This is a genomic window from Tenacibaculum sediminilitoris (assembly GCF_964513795.1).
In the GTDB taxonomy this organism is placed as follows: Bacteria; Bacteroidota; Bacteroidia; order Flavobacteriales; family Flavobacteriaceae; genus Polaribacter; species Polaribacter sediminilitoris.
In genome coordinates this window covers 37,213-52,696 of record NZ_CAZEQR010000008.1, presented here as the reverse complement: position 1 = coordinate 52,696, position 15,484 = coordinate 37,213, and the positions used below count along the sequence as shown (strand labels likewise).

10 protein-coding genes, 1 tRNA gene and 1 pseudogene are annotated in these 15,484 nt (G+C 32.5%); 9 read left to right on the top strand and 3 right to left on the bottom strand.

What is annotated here, in order from left to right; translation table 11 throughout:
• The 5 genes and pseudogenes from ACKTSW_RS03405 to ACKTSW_RS03385 all read left to right on the top strand — a co-directional run.
• Positions 1-2,024, top strand: a pseudogene (locus ACKTSW_RS03405) (hypothetical protein); the annotation flags it as partial.
• Between the two features lie 145 nt (positions 2,025-2,169).
• Entirely contained in the window at positions 2,170-2,328 is a 159-nt protein-coding gene (locus tag ACKTSW_RS03400; RefSeq protein WP_408023867.1) for a hypothetical protein, read from the top strand.
• 9 nt (positions 2,329-2,337) lie between these two features.
• Positions 2,338-3,582, top strand: coding sequence for a gliding motility-associated C-terminal domain-containing protein (locus tag ACKTSW_RS03395; protein WP_408023866.1), 1,245 nt, complete (start codon positions 2,338-2,340; stop codon positions 3,580-3,582).
• A 9-nt stretch (positions 3,583-3,591) separates the two neighbouring features.
• Entirely contained in the window at positions 3,592-4,539 is a 948-nt protein-coding gene (locus ACKTSW_RS03390) for a PorP/SprF family type IX secretion system membrane protein (RefSeq protein ID WP_408023865.1), read from the top strand.
• Between the two features lie 52 nt (positions 4,540-4,591).
• Positions 4,592-6,460 carry an OmpA family protein gene (locus ACKTSW_RS03385; RefSeq protein WP_408023864.1) on the top strand — a complete coding sequence of 623 codons (1,869 nt, stop codon included), beginning with the start codon at positions 4,592-4,594 and terminating at the stop codon, positions 6,458-6,460.
• A gap of 212 nt (positions 6,461-6,672) precedes the next feature.
• Here the strand turns inward: ACKTSW_RS03385 and ACKTSW_RS03380 are convergent, their stop codons facing one another.
• Both ACKTSW_RS03380 and der read right to left on the bottom strand, forming a co-directional pair.
• Positions 6,673-9,447, bottom strand: a complete 2,775-nt coding sequence (locus ACKTSW_RS03380; protein ID WP_408023863.1) for an outer membrane beta-barrel protein — start codon at positions 9,445-9,447, stop codon at positions 6,673-6,675.
• A 79-nt stretch (positions 9,448-9,526) separates the two neighbouring features.
• On the bottom strand, positions 9,527-10,834 hold the full coding sequence (gene der / locus ACKTSW_RS03375; protein ID WP_408023862.1) for a ribosome biogenesis GTPase Der: 1,308 nt from the start codon (positions 10,832-10,834) through the stop codon (positions 9,527-9,529).
• Positions 10,835-10,939: 105 nt separating this feature from the next.
• On the opposite strand from der, the gene ACKTSW_RS03370 reads away from it, so the two are divergent.
• Positions 10,940-11,452, top strand: a complete 513-nt coding sequence (locus ACKTSW_RS03370; protein WP_408023861.1) for a GTP-binding protein — start codon at positions 10,940-10,942, stop codon at positions 11,450-11,452.
• Here the strand turns inward: ACKTSW_RS03370 and era are convergent.
• Positions 11,449-12,330 (bottom strand): GTPase Era, encoded by an 882-nt coding sequence (gene era, locus ACKTSW_RS03365; RefSeq protein WP_408023860.1) that lies wholly within the window; start codon positions 12,328-12,330, stop codon positions 11,449-11,451. The two genes, ACKTSW_RS03370 and era, sit on opposite strands and share 4 nt — an antisense overlap.
• 140 nt (positions 12,331-12,470) lie before the next feature.
• Here era and ACKTSW_RS03360 point away from each other — a divergent pair.
• From ACKTSW_RS03360 to ACKTSW_RS03350, 3 genes are all read left to right on the top strand, one after another.
• Positions 12,471-12,543: transfer RNA gene (locus ACKTSW_RS03360), tRNA-Met, on the top strand.
• A 428-nt stretch (positions 12,544-12,971) separates the two neighbouring features.
• Positions 12,972-13,418, top strand: a complete 447-nt coding sequence (locus ACKTSW_RS03355; protein WP_408023859.1) for a protein-disulfide reductase DsbD domain-containing protein — start codon at positions 12,972-12,974, stop codon at positions 13,416-13,418.
• Between the two features lie 22 nt (positions 13,419-13,440).
• Positions 13,441-15,405 carry a protein-disulfide reductase DsbD family protein gene (locus ACKTSW_RS03350; protein WP_408023858.1) on the top strand — a complete coding sequence of 655 codons (1,965 nt, stop codon included), beginning with the start codon at positions 13,441-13,443 and terminating at the stop codon, positions 15,403-15,405.
• The last annotated feature ends 79 nt before the right edge of the window (positions 15,406-15,484 follow it).

The following is a 15,484-nucleotide window of genomic DNA, read 5'->3' as shown; positions in this document are numbered from 1 at the left end:
TTGATGCTACGACAGGTGTTTTAACCTATAATGATGAAGATGGAACAGCAAACGCTATAGATTTGAGTGGAATGATTTCAAACTTTGAAACGTTAACAAGCATCTCCCAAGACGTAGCGGCAGGAACGATTAATTATGTAGATGAAGGAGGAGCAACTACTACCTTAGATATAGCAGCTTTAATAGCGCAACACGAAACGTTAACCAGTGCAAGTTTTGATGCTACGACAGGTGTTTTAACCTATAATGATGAAGATGGAACAGCAAACGCTATAGATTTGAGTGGAATGATTTCAAACTTTGAAACGTTAACAAGCATCTCCCAAGACGTAGCGGCAGGAACGATTAATTATGTAGATGAAGAAGGAATAACTACTACCTTAGATATAGCAGCTTTAATAGCACAACACGAAACGTTAACGAGCATGGTTCAAGATGATACTACTGGTGCGATAACCTATACAGATGAAGATGGAGGTATCAGTACAGCAGAGATAGTAAGTGCCGATGCAAATAACTTGGTACAAGTGGGGGTTGATGGCGGTTCGTTTATAGATGCAACAACCTTTACTGAGCCTTGGTTTGATCAAGCTACCGATACAGAAGCAACGCTTAACACCCAAAATATTTACCAAATGGGAAATGTAGCTGTACAAAAAATAGATAACCTAGCAGGCACATCCCTAGATGTAGAGGGTGTCGTACATGGTGGGACAGGACACACTGGAACTGTAGGGGCTAATTCTGCCGTTTTTGGTGAAAACAACCAAGCAACTGGAGTTAATAGTTTTGCTGCTGGATTTGGGAATATTGCTTCAGGAAATAATGCTGTTGCATTAGGTTCTGGTGCTGGTTTTGCTGCTGGTGGAGCATTTTCTAATAACGAAGCTGCAGGAGCATATTCTTTTGTCATGGGGCATGCCAATAAATTGTGGGGTACGGGTTCCGCTGTATTTGGTAATGGTAACCAAGTTGGAACTTCTTCAAATCAAGGTAACTGGAGCTTCGTAGCTGGGCTTAGAAATGCAACAAATTCAGGTAGAGCATTTATTTTTGGGATGGATAATGTGGTCAATAACACACCAAATGGTTTATACGAAGATTATTTATTTGGTGCAAGGAACACCGCTAATGGTGCGGGAAATTATTTAATAGGAAATGATTTACAAACCACCTCAGGGTTTCAAGTGGCTATTGGGCAATATAATGCGATTCAAACCACGGGTAACCCAAGGCCTGCTGATGATCAGCCAGCTTTAACAGAACCCGTATTTCAAATTGGTGTAGGTAGTACTGCCAATTTAAAAAATGCTATAACTGTATTATATAATAGTTATACCGGAATAGGTATAACCGGAACAGAAGCTACTGCTATACCTACTGAAATGCTGGATATAGGTAGTAATGGTGTAAAGATTCGCGATATTAATACGGCAGCATATACTGGTAATACCGCAACCGATAACGTGGTGGTAGCCGATGCCAATGGGGTGTTAAAAACTGTGGCTGCTGCTGGCTTAAGCAGTGTTAGTGAACCTTGGTTCGATCAGGTTACTGGTACACAAGCAACATCAAATACTCAAAACATTTACCAAACAGGTAAAGTAGGTGTTTTAACCAACAATATGTTGGGCACAACCGACTCTAATGTAGTGTTAGCAATAAATGGCGCGATGTTAACCACAACTTCTATTTATGCCGATTATGTATTTGAAGATTATTTTGAGGGTACTTCAAAATTAAACAAGGCTTATTCATTTAAATTATTAAGTGAGGTTGAAGATTTTATTAATAAAAACCGCCATTTACCAGGTATTACTAAAATAGATGCCCTGTCTAAAAATGAAAAAGGCGATTATGTTATAAACCCTACGGAATTATCTGTACAAGTGTTAGAGAAAGTAGAGGAACTTTACTTGCATACTATAGAGCAACAAAAATTGTTAGATAAAAAGGACAAAAAAATACAGGAACTTGAAACCCGTTTAGAACGTTTGGAAACCTTGTTGTTAAAAGAAAATTAATTTAATAATGGCTTTATTATAATACAGTCGAAAAACAGAACAAAAATGAAATTTAAAGTTTTTATAACTATAGTAATAGTTGTATTGAATATAGACATTATACTGGGTCAAAACAAAATTGGTATCAATACCACAACTCCAAACAATGCTTTACATATACCTCCGAACCTATACTTTTAAAGTACGCTATTCAGCCTGGGCAGGAAGTGTTATTGCAAACTATGACCCTACTGGTTATTCTGGATATAATGGTGACTTTGAAAGTATGTTGACAAAAATGAAAGTAGAGGTTTATAATAAATAATAAACAAATATGACAAAAAAAATCATTAACACAATACTCGTTATATGTATTAGCAGTGTAGCTCTAGGGCAAACTACTAATACAGGAGTATTGGTAGTTGGTAGCGGAACTATATTTTCTACGGTTGAAGATTTAGACAATACCAGCACAGGCGAATTTTTCAACGATGGTGATAGCTATATCTATGCTAATTTTAATAATAATGGCGTTGTGGATTTTTTTGATGGCGGTTTAACCCGTTTTATAGGGTTTAATAATCAAGATATTACTGGAGCTAACAGAAGTTATTTGTACAATGCCTTATTTAGTAATAAAGCTAGTGATGATCCATTCCACCTATATGGCACGATAAGCATAGCTAACGAGAGTAATTATGAAAGGGGTATTGTGAATAACGACGATTATAAGGGGCTGTTCATATACGAACAAAATGGTTACCATATTGGCGTATCAGATATTAGCCATACAGATGGTGTTGTTTTAAAAGAAGGTAATGTTGAGTTTAGTTATCCAATTGGAGATGGAGGTTATTACAGGTATACAGCTATTAGTGCTCCAGAATTGGAGTCAGATGGGTTTGATGGAAAATATACGTTCGAGAATTCCAATAACATATATCCTCATAATCAAAAAGAAGCTCATATTGAATTTATTGATAATACAGAATATTGGGTGTTAAATAGAACTTTTGGTACTTCAGATGTAGTAGTTACCCTTTCTTGGAGAGAAGAAACCACCCCTGCACAAATTTATGCACCCCCTCAAGAAAATACTATTAGAATTGTAAGATGGGATGAGCTAAACAACCAATGGGTAGATGAAGGAGGTATTGTTGATGTAGATAATAAAACCGTAACAAGCATAGTTTCAGGTTATGGTATTTATACTTTGGCTAGGGTATTAGATGTGAGTGTTTCACCTTGTGGGTTAACCATATTTAATGCTGTATCAGCTAACGGAGATGGAAAAAATGATTACTTTTTAATTGATAACCTAGATGATAGTTGTGTACAAAACCTTAGAGTTAAAATATTTAACCGTTGGGGAGTTAAAGTTTATGAAGCAGATAACTATGGGGTTGGAAATAATGTTTTTAGAGGTTATTCTGATGGCCGTTTAACAATTAATGAAGACAACAAATTACCAACAGGAACCTACTATTATATTTTGGAACTTGATTATCCTTTTGGTGATAACGAAACAAAATCGTATAAAACAACAGGGTATTTATATTTAACAAGTGATAAAAAATAAGCATTAGGCATGAATAAGGAAACAAATATAAAAAGCTATCAAACAAAATATATTTGGCTATTGGTATATGTTTTAAGTTTTGGGTATTGTCATGCACAACAAGACTCACAATACACTCAATACATGTATAATACACAAGTAATAAACCCTGCTTATGCTGGTAGTCGTGGTATGTTGTCTTTAAATGGCTTGCATCGTACCCAATGGGTTGGGTTAGAAGGCGCTCCTAGAACTTTTAGTTTCTCATTGAATTCTCCTATAGGTAACAAAGGAATAGGCTTAGGAATGGCATTCATTAGAGATGAAATAGGGCCTTCAATTGAAAACAATATTGCAATTGACTTTTCTTATACAATACAAACTTCTGAAAAAACAAAACTGTCTTTTGGATTAAAAGGAGGGCTTAATATATTAGATGTAAACTATGATAAGTTAGCTATTAATGATCCTAACGACCCAGATTTTAGAAATAATATTAATAGCAGAACTTCGCCAATGGTTGGGGTAGGGTTTTATTGGTATAATGACAATACCTGGTACATTGGTTTATCATCTCCTAACTTGTTGAGAACTAGTCATTATGATGACAACCAAGTTACAGAAGTTACAGAAGAAATGCACGCTTATCTTATGGGAGGGTATGTGTTTGAATTAAGTGAGTCAGTTAAATTTAAACCTGCATTATTAGTAAAAGCGATAACAGAATCTCCTTTAGCTATTGATGTATCGGCAAACTTTTTGTTTAATGAAAAATTTACCTTAGGAGCAGCTTATAGGTTTGATGCAGCTATTAGCGGTTTAGTAGCATTACAGGCAAGTGATAAATTGATGATAGGTTATGCTTATGACTATGATACAACTGAGTTAGGAAATTATAACTCTGGATCACACGAAATATTTTTAAGATTTGAATTTTTTACTAAAGTAAGATCAACAGTCAATCCAAGGTTCTTTTAATACAATAAACAATAACATGTTAGATAAAAAACTACTTTTTTTGTTGGTAATAATGTTTCTTTTTAGCTGGTCTAGTTTTTCACAAGAAAACAAAGTTAAAAAGGGAAATGAAAAATATAGTCAAGCAGCGTTTATAGATGCGATAGATATTTATAAAAAAGTGGCGGAATCAGGTTATAGATCAGCAGAACTTTTTGAACGCTTAGGAAATGTGTATTATTTTAATGCGAATTATAAAGAAGCTTCAAAATGGTATAACGAACTGTTTAAAGAAAATACTACTTTAGAGGCAATTCACTACTTAAGACATTCACAATCTTTACTGTCAGTAGGAGAGCAACAAAAGGCTAAAGAAAAATATGAACAATTTTTAAACCTGACAAGAAATGATGAAAAAATATCTCTTGATGCTCATGAACAACTTTTAAAAGCTTCTGGGAGGTATCATTTAACACCCTTAGAAATTAATTCCTCAGGAGTCGATTTTGGGAACACAATAGTTGATAATAAGTTTGTTTTTGCTTCTACAAGAGACACAATCTCTATGTTTAAAAGAATAAGTGCATGGGATGGTTTAGCTTTTATGGATTTATATGAAGCAAAAATGAAAGGTGATAGTATTATAGGTAAACCCGTTAAATTAAAAGGTAGTGTTAATACTAAATACCACGAAACTACCCCAGCTTTTACTAAAGATGGGAAAACTATGTACTTTACAAGGAATAATAAAACACCTGATGGTAAATCTAATCCTAAATATATAAGGTTAAAAATATACCGCGCTCATTTAAAAAATGGGAAATGGACGGATATAGAAGATTTATCTATTAATAATGATTATTTTTCTACAGCGCATCCAGCACTAAATAAAGAAAACACAAGATTGTACTTTGTGTCTAATAGACCAGAGTCTATAGGGCAAACAGATATTTTTTATGTCCCTATCCATAATAATGGAACTTTAGGAAAGGTTGAAACTATAGCAAATGGAATAAATACAGAAGGAAGAGAGTCTTTTCCTTTTATAACAGAAAATAACGAATTATATTTTTCTTCTGATGGGCATTATGGACTAGGTGGTTACGATGTATTTTATTCTAAGATCTATGAAGATAGCTTTGGAAGCCCTTTAAATGTTGGGACTCCTATAAATTCTGCTTTTGATGATGTTTCTTTTGCTATTAAGAAACACAAAGGATACATTAGTTCTAATAGACCTAATGGATTAGGTCATGACGATATTTATAGTTTTGTAGAAACCAAGGATATTAACGATTTGTTTAAAAGCAAAATTTATGGAGTTGTAACTAACCGTCATACTAAAGAGCTTATGCCTAACACAACTATAACCATAACAGATGTAAACAATAAGGTAATAACCACGATACAAACAAATGAACAAGGATATTATGACTATGAAGTAGATATCAACAAGAACTATATTATTAAGGCAACTAAGCTAGGCTTTGATGGAGATGATGTGTTTTCTAAAGCAGGTGAGAATGAACGTGAACATAATTTAGAGTTGACTCCTCATAAAAAAGTGGTGGTGCCTGGAGATGATATTGCTAAATTACTAAATATTATTATTTATTTTGATTTTGATAAGTCAAACATTAGACCTGATGCTGCAGTTGAATTGGAGAAAATAGTAGCGGTTATGAAAAAACACCCTGAAATGAAAATAGATATTAGGTCTCATACTGATAGTCGAGGAAATGATGCTTATAATTTAGCATTATCTGATAGTAGGGCTAGGTCTTCAGAAGCATATATTATAAATCGAGGTATTGATAAAAGCCGATTAAAATCACGGGGATATGGAGAAACTCAATTAGTAAATAAATGTGAAAATGATGTTTTTTGTAGTGAAGAAGAACACCAAGAAAATAGAAGAAGTGAGTTTATAATTCAGGAATAGTTTTTATAATGAAAATGCATAGAGTAAGTTAGAAACTTCTTAATACTCTTGAAATTATTTCAAGGGGGTACTGCAATAACTCAGACACATGAATACAAATTATGTTACTAGTACATTAATAAACCTTTTTTTCTTCAGGTTTTTATCACTTCAATAAAAAAAAGAAAACTCTTATCAGTTTAGATAAGAGTTTTGCTGTTTTTTAAAGAAAATTAAAAGTGGAAATTATGATCTCTAATTTTTCCTTTTTTTCCTAAACTATTAAATTTCCAGCTAAAACCTAACATAAAGTATTGTTGTAGCACGGTGCTTTCAGAGTCTTCAATATAGTTAGAGGTAGCTCTACGCTGCGCATTGGTGTTTTGATTCAATAAATCGTAAGATTTTAAGCTAATACTACCTTGGTCTTTTAGTACAGAATAGACTAAAGTAGCATTCCAAAACCAAGCAGCTTTATTAAAACCAATTACATTCGGGTTGTATGTGTATCGGATATCATTTCTCCACTCTAATTTTTTTGGAACGTTTGTTTTTGTTCTTATATTAATAGAGTGTCTGGTAAAGTTTTGATTTTGATTGTTATTTATATCGTATTTTGTATTAGAAAATGAAATTTCGTAACTCGTTTCTATCATTGCTAATTTATTCCAGTCTAACGTAACTCTAAAGTTAGGTCGTAAAGATGTGGTTTTAGCCCCTTCTTTTACATTATTTAAAATATTAAAGTTCTTATTGGCGCTTATATTTGTACGAGCTCTAAGGTTAATACTAGTAATAGAATCTAGCTTTATTTTTTTACTATAGCTAGCACCTCCCCAAATATCATAACCACCATCTGTATTTTCATAGGTAGTAGTTCTAACTAAGTCATCACTAATAGAGGTGTTGGTAATTACTTGGTTTTTATAAAGTGTACCATTTGCATAAAACCAAAATCCTGTGCGAGCTTGCCAGTTGAATTTATTGAAATTCATATATACTCTATGATTTTGTGTAGGCTTTAAGTTTGGATTACCTGTAACAATATTTGATGGATTGGTAACATCAGAAAAAGGTTGAATTTGACTAATGTTAGGAGAGTTGTTACTTAAATTATAGTCAAAATAAATAGAAGCCTTTGAGTCAAATTGATATCTGAAACTAGCATCTAAATCCAAATTGTTATACTCTTTTTGTAAGCTTAATTCAGGACGTAACTTGTCATTATTCTCTAATGTTCTATTGACAAAACCAGTTTGAAAGTTTAAACGCCATTTTTTAGTCCTGTATACCAATTCTAATGATGGAGTCTTAGTAATGTCGTTATAGGTGAAATCAGAGCTTAGGTCTGTGTTAAAATCACTGTATTGTAGCGTTGTGTTGTTAAAATCAAAAGTATTTTCTTTGTTTTCACGTTCATCACGCTGATAACGGTATTTGGTATCTAAAAAGAGTTTTTTAGTAACTAAAGGAAAACGATAAACTAATCGAGTAGTAAGCCCCATTAAATTGTTATCAATAGTGCTTTTTTGATCTCTATTTTCAGTACTAGGATTGTTTCCAAAAACTTCAATGGTAGACTTGTTAATTTCCTCAGTATCTGCTTTATCAATACGGTTGGTTATAGTAGCTTTGATAAAAGAACCTTTAGCTCCTAGTTTTTTGGTGATATCTAACCTGTTTTGAAAATTGTTTGCTAAAGATTTAGAGTATGCAGAACTTACATAGTTATTAGTAAGTATATTGTCTTCATCTAAAGACTCTTCCTGTCTGCGGCTACTTCCTTCTCTTTCATTAACAATAAAGCTGGGTTTAATATTGATTAAAAACGTAGAGTCTATTTCAATGTCAAAATCAGTGTCAAAACTATGATTATGGTTCTCATCATCAGAAGTGGTAGTTGAATAAGAGAAATATCTCCTGTCTGGAAGTGTATATTCTCTATTACTTTTCGATTCGTTGTTAGAAGTACTTCCAGAGTAAAAATAGTTGGCATTCACATCAAAACCTTTCCCGTATTTATCAGCATAAGTTGCTCCAGCTGTTTTTGATTTTATAATACCACTACCACCACCAAAACGTCTTCCGTTGATACTAAAACCACCGTTTCTGTTTATCCAAACATTACCGCCACCTCCAAACATTTTTTGAATTTCACCAAAGCTAAATCCTGGAGAATTAATGTTGTTGGTACTAGCCAATATACTAAACCGTTGATTATTATCAAAACGATTAACCATGGCAGCTCCTTCAAAGCGTTTGTCAGTTCCTGTACCACCAGATACTCTACCAAACCACCCTTTATTGTTTTCTTTTTTAATGGTTAGGTTTATGGTTTTATTGTTGGCATCTCCTTTTTCTCCAGTAAAAGCTTCAGATTTAGATTTAGTATCAGTAATCTGAACTTTTTCAATAATATCTTTCGTTAAATTTTTAGTGGTAATGCTAGGATCGTTTCCAAAGAAAGGTTTACCATTAACCAGTATTTTATTAACTTCTTTTCCGTTTACAGTAATTTTTCCATCTTCATCAACTTGAACACCAGGGAGCTTTTTTAAAAGGTCTTCAACATTAGCGTCTTTTTTAGTCTTAAAAGATTTTACATTAAACTCTAAGGTATCTTTTTTTATGGTTATAGGAGCCCTTGATTGAATAACTACTTCGCCCAGTAGGTTGCTTTCTTCTTTTAAGAATATAGTACCTAAGTTAAGACTGGAGGTTTTATCTAGTTGAATTGATTTTGAGTAGCTATCCATTCCAACATAAGAAATAAAAAGTTTTACATCTTTATTAAAAGATTTTCCTTCTAAAGAAAATTTTCCTTTGTTGTTAGAAATAGTGTACGTTACAATAGCGCTGTCTTTTACTTTTTCTAAATGAACTGTAGCAGCTTCTATGGTAGTTTTATCTTTTTCTGAGTTAATCGTACCAGTGATTTTAAACGGATATGATTGAGCAAAAATTGAATTAGTAAGTAGTAGGGTAAAAATAAAAAATAGTTTTTTCATTATGTTATAGCAATATGATTTTCAATGTGCTACAAATAAAGGGAAAAAACTACTTTTTAATAGTAAAATATTGTTAAACTTATTTCTGCCTGAAATAAATACTAATTGGCACTCCATTAAAGTTATAATGTTCACGTAATTGATTTTCAATATAACGCTTATAAGGATCTCTAATATATTGAGGTAAATTAGCAAAGAAAGCAAATTGAGGTGTATGCGTTGGTAATTGCATACAGTACTTTATCTTTATGAATTTACCTTTTGTTGCTGGAGGCGGATTATGCTCCATAATCTCTAACATTGTTTCGTTTAGCTTACTCGTTTGAATACGGCGTTTTCTGTTTTCAAAAACGTCAACAGCAGTTTCAATAGCTTTAAAAATACGCTGTTTAGTTAATGCAGAAATAAATACGATTGGAACATCAGTAAAAGGAGCAATTGCTTGACGAACTTTGGCTTCAAAATCACGCATAGTATTGGTCTCTTTTTCAACCAAATCCCATTTGTTTACTAAAATAATAACCCCTTTTCGGTTTTTCTCTGCTAACCAAAATATTTTTTCGTCTTGTCCTTCAAAATCACGAGTAGCATCAATAACCAATATAGCGACATCACAATGTTCAACTGCACGAACAGCTCTCATTACTGAGTAGAACTCTAAATCTTCTTTTACTTTCGATTTCTTTCTAATTCCAGCCGTGTCAACTAAGTTGAATTCAAACCCAAAACGATTATATTTTGTATCGATAGAATCTCGAGTAGTTCCAGCAATATTGGTTACAATATTTCTGTCTTCCCCAATTAGAGCGTTGATGAATGATGATTTTCCTGCATTCGGGCGCCCAACAACGGCAAAACGAGGTAATTCATCTTCTTTGTCTTCATTCTCATCAGGCTTAGGAATTTCTTGTGCTATGGCATCTAGTAACTCTCCTGTTCCACTTCCATTAATGGAAGAGATAGTATAGTAATCTCCTAAACCAAGGTTGTAAAACTCTACAGCATCGGCGTCACGCATTGCATTATCAACCTTATTAACTGCCATAAATAGCGGTTTTTCAACTTGGCGTAAAATTTTGGCAACTTCGGCATCCATAGGTGTAATACCTTGCTCAACATCAACTACAAAAACAATAATATCAGCTTCGTCAATAGCTAACTGAACTTGTTTACGTATTTCTCCTTCAAAAATATCATCAGAACCAACAATGTAACCACCTGTATCGATTACAGAAAATTCTTTTCCGTTCCATTCAGATTTTCCATAGTGACGATCTCTTGTTACTCCGCTAACAGAATCAACAATAGCTTCACGGCGTTTTACTAGTCGGTTAAATAAAGTGGATTTACCTACATTTGGTCTTCCTACAATCGCAATAATACTCATTTTGCAAAAAATTTGTGCAAAGATACAATTTAGTGGATGATTTGTAATGAATTTTAGAGAGTATATAGTTTTTGTTATATTGTTGGCACTTAATATGTTATTTTAATGGATGATAAATTATACAATCAGATTTTTTTAAAACCTCGTTTTCAATTAGAATATGAAATAAACTCTCAGGTTTTATTAGAAGAAATAAAGAAGCGTTTAAACGATGCTTCTAAGTACAAGATGAAGGTTGTAGATAATCATGTAGTGGTTGATGTGCCAGAAAGGGAATCGCATTTATGGTCTCCTCAATTGCATATTGAAATAGAAGAAGTTTCTAAAGAAACTTCACGTGTAAAAGGGTTATTTGGGCCTAAACCTCAAGTATGGACCTTTTTTATGTTTTTGCATTTTTTAGTAGGTACTGCGTTTTTGATTTTTGCTGTTATAACTTATAGCAATTGGTCGTTAAAAAAAACAACTATGTTACCTATAGTAATGCTGGTAGTGTTACCTATTGTTTGGATATCACTTTATTTGATTGGTAGTTTAGGAAAATCTACTGGAAAAAAACAAATGGATGAACTAAAAGAATATACCAAAGAGTTGCTACGAACAATAAAAAGGGGTTAATCTTTGTACCCAAATCGTTTTAATTGTCGTTCATTAGAACGCCAGTTTTTATTTATTTTTACATATAACTCTAAAAAAACTTTCTTGTCGAAAAATTGTTGAAGGTCTTTACGTGCTTCAGTACCAACACGCTTAATAGCACTTCCTTTATGACCAATAATTATTCCTTTTTGGGTTTCACGCTCAACCATAATAACAGAACGAATTTTTATAATGTTGTCTTCTTCAATAAAGCTTTCGGTTTCTACTTCTACAGAATAAGGGATTTCCTTTTTGTAATGTTGTAGAATCTTTTCACGTATTTTTTCATTAACAAAAAAGCGTTCTGGTTTATCTGTTAATTGGTCTTTTGGGTAAAAAGGTGGAGCCTCAGGTAAAAGTTCAATTATCTTGTAAAAAACACTATCGACATTAAACTTTTCTAGTGCAGAAATTACATAGATAAAAGAGTTAGGAACTTTCTTTTTCCAATACTCAATTTTAGTTTCAACTTCTTCTTGAGTAGATTTGTCAACTTTATTTAATAGTAAAATTACAGGAATCTTGCTATGAATTATCTTATTGAAGAAGGCTTCATTTTTTAATTCTTTTTCCCCCACTTCTACCATGTAAATAAGTACATCAGCATCATCAAAAGCAGATTTTACAAAATCCATCATAGATTCTTGTAACTCATAAGCAGGCTTAATAATTCCTGGAGTATCAGAAAAAATTATTTGATAGTCCTCATTATTCACAATACCTAAAATACGATGTCTAGTAGTTTGTGCTTTTGAAGTAATGATAGATAGTTTTTCTCCAACTAGGGCATTCATTAAGGTTGATTTCCCAACATTTGGGTTTCCAATAATATTTACAAATCCTGCTTTATGTATCATGATGCAAAGATAAGTTGTTTTAGGTAAGAATTGTTGATTTTTATAAGCTTGTTATAGAGTGTTTTAAGAAAAAAATAAAAAATAAATGTTTTTTTATTTGGATATAATGAAGAAAAGAATGTATATTTGCAACCGCAAATCGCGGGATAGAGCAGTAGGTAGCTCGTCGGGCTCATAACCCGAAGGTCGCAGGTTCGAGTCCTGCTCCCGCTACTAATTAGCAAATAGCTTCCAAGAATATGGAAGCTATTTTTTATTTCAATAAATTTACACTTTTTAATAAATAAGCTTAATTCAAGGGTTTGGTTTAGAAAATAATATTGTTGTTACTAATAACAAGCTAAAATTGATTCTACTACATGCATTATTGTTTTAAGGATGTATTATTTAAGTTCAAATGCTTTACTAAAGTATGTAGTAATCACATTAGTAAATAATGGGTTGTTCAGTTAATAATTCATTTAATATTATAATTTGATATTACAAAAACATTATTTTTTTAACTCTCGTATGTTTAATATATCAGGAAAATAGGGGGGTATAGTGTAAAAAAATAAATTATTATTTAATTATTCTTTATTAAGGATGAAACATCTTATTTTTACGGGCTTAACAAATTTTTTTCTAAACGTTTATTTAAAATGAAAAATTTAGTTTTTATTTTTTTTCTAGTGGTTTGTAACTTTTCAATGGCTCAAGTTCATGACCCAGTAAAATGGACTACCTCTGTAAAAAAAATATCTGATAAAGAAGCAGAACTTATTGTTACTGCATCTATACAAAAAGATTGGCATTTATATTCTCAAGAAATTCCGAAAGGAGGACCAATTCCAACGCTATTTACTTTTGAAGGTGATGGTAGATATCTTAAAAAAGGAAACACAAAAGAAGGAGATGGTCACGTAGTTGACGACCTAGTTTTTGAAATGAAAATTAAATATTTTGATTCTGAAGCAGTTTTTACACAAAGAATACGTTTAAAAACTGCAGATAAGTTTACTGTGAAAGGAACAGTAGAGTACATGGTTTGTACAGGAGAAAACTGTTTGCCTCCAACTGAAGTAGCTTTGAATTTTAATGTAAATTAATCCTTTTTTCAACCTAAATACGATGAAAAAAATACTAGCATTTTTGCTTTGTTTTACTGTTGGGTTTTCGGCAATGAGCCAAATTCACAATCCAATAGAATGGAAAACGAGTGTAGAGAAAATTTCTGAAACAACGTATAACTTAGTAAGTACCGCGACAATTCAAGGAAGTTGGCATTTGTATGCACAGGAAGTTCCTAGTGGAGGACCTATTCCAACAACTTTTACATATGATGATGACGGAGGAAAAATTAAAATTTTAGGAAATACTACAGAACCTGAAGGCGAAATCAAGTTTACTACACTCTTTAGTAAAGAAGGAATGAATATTAAATCCTTTGCTAACAAAGCAGTTTTTAAGCAAGAAATAGAGTTAATTGATGCTAGCGTAACTCAAATAAATGCCTTTGTAGAGTTTATTGCTTGTACTGATGAAATGTGCTTGCCTCCAAAAGAAGTAGATTTATTATTTGATTTAAACAAAACTACAGTAGCTAAAGCAGAGGAGGTAGTTTCAAAAGAGGAAGATGGAGAAGAAAAGAAAGGTCTTTTAGGAATCTTTTTTATAGCTTTTTTGTCAGGGTTTGCAGCATTGTTAACTCCGTGTGTATTTCCAATGATACCCATGACGGTAAGTTTTTTTACAAAACAAAGTAAAAGTAAATCACAAGGAATAAGAAATGCGATTATTTACGGATTATGTATTGTAGTAATATACGTGTTTTTAGGATCAGTAGTCACCACAGTTTTTGGAGCAGATGCTTTAAATGCGTTATCAACCAACGTGTGGTTTAACATCATTTTCTTTTTAATTTTGATAATTTTTGCAGTATCTTTTTTAGGAGCTTTTGAAATTACTTTACCAAGTTCGTGGGCAACAAAAGTAGACTCACAAGCAGATAAAGGAGGTTTAGTAGGAATCTTTTTTATGGCATTAGCGTTGGCTATCGTTTCCTTTTCATGTACAGGGCCAATCGTTGGAACTTTGTTAGTAGAAGCAGCTTCAAAAGGAGGAATAGCTCCAATTGTGGGGATGTTAGGGTTCTCTTCAGCTATTGCATTACCATTTGCATTGTTTGCAGCTTTCCCAGGATGGTTAAATTCATTACCAAAATCAGGAGGATGGTTAAACACAGTAAAAGTAGTATTAGGGTTCTTAGAATTAGCCTTAGCATTTAAATTCTTATCAAATGCCGATTTGGTATTGCAATTACACTTATTAGAAAGAGAAGTATTTATTGCAATTTGGATTGCTATTTTTGGAGCTTTAGCTTTTTATCTTTTCGGAAAAATACAATTACCACACGATAGTCCAATCAATCATATATCTGTAGGAAGATTAAGTTTAGGATTGATAGTATTATCTTTTACTATTTATATGATTCCTGGATTATGGGGCGCACCGTTAAATTTAATTAGTGCATTTCCACCACCACAACATTATAGTGAGTCGCCATACGGAGTAGGGTTTACGAAACAAGGAGTAATAAACTCTGGAAATCAAGAAAATATGCAAGAGAGTTTGCCAGAAGGAGCACATTTAATGCCTCCTCATGATATTATATCATTTCATGATTATGATAAAGGCCTAGCTTATGCTAAAAAAGTAGGGAAACCGGTAATGTTAGATTTTACTGGGCATGCATGTGTAAACTGTAGAAAAATGGAGCAAAATGTTTGGGTAAAACCAAAAGTTTTAGATGTGTTAAAAAACAAAGTAGTCTTAATTTCTTTATATGTTGATGATAAACGCCCATTAAAAGAACACGAGGTGGTTGAGTCTAAGTTAAACCCAGGAAAAAAATTAAAATACATTGGTCAAAAATGGAGTGAAATGCAAACCATAAAATACAAGGCAAACTCACAACCATTTTATGTGTTAATGAATCATGATGAGTCAAATATAACTAATCCTATAGCTTACACACCAGATGTAGATGAATACTATAGTTGGCTTGAAAAAGGAATTAATAGTTTTAAAAAGTAACAAAAAACACCTTAGATAAGTCTAAGGTGTTTTTTGTTATAATAAGTCTTGATAAAGTTGTATAAAATAGCATAAGAGG

Excerpts from the sequence above, each read along its gene's own strand:
- era (WP_408023860.1), bottom strand. The coding sequence starts at position 12,330 with ATGATACATAAAGCAGGATTTGTAAATATTATTGGAAACCCAAATGTT.
- ACKTSW_RS03380 (WP_408023863.1), bottom strand. The coding sequence starts at position 9,447 with ATGAAAAAACTATTTTTTATTTTTACCCTACTACTTACTAATTCAATT.
- ACKTSW_RS03350 (WP_408023858.1), top strand. The coding sequence starts at position 13,441 with ATGAAAAAAATACTAGCATTTTTGCTTTGTTTTACTGTTGGGTTTTCG.
- ACKTSW_RS03390 (WP_408023865.1), top strand. The coding sequence starts at position 3,592 with ATGAATAAGGAAACAAATATAAAAAGCTATCAAACAAAATATATTTGG.
- ACKTSW_RS03385 (WP_408023864.1), top strand. The coding sequence starts at position 4,592 with ATGTTTCTTTTTAGCTGGTCTAGTTTTTCACAAGAAAACAAAGTTAAA.
- ACKTSW_RS03400 (WP_408023867.1), top strand. The coding sequence starts at position 2,170 with ATGCTTTACATATACCTCCGAACCTATACTTTTAAAGTACGCTATTCA.
- der (WP_408023862.1), bottom strand. The coding sequence starts at position 10,834 with ATGAGTATTATTGCGATTGTAGGAAGACCAAATGTAGGTAAATCCACT.
- ACKTSW_RS03355 (WP_408023859.1), top strand. The coding sequence starts at position 12,972 with ATGAAAAATTTAGTTTTTATTTTTTTTCTAGTGGTTTGTAACTTTTCA.
- ACKTSW_RS03370 (WP_408023861.1), top strand. The coding sequence starts at position 10,940 with ATGGATGATAAATTATACAATCAGATTTTTTTAAAACCTCGTTTTCAA.
- ACKTSW_RS03395 (WP_408023866.1), top strand. The coding sequence starts at position 2,338 with ATGACAAAAAAAATCATTAACACAATACTCGTTATATGTATTAGCAGT.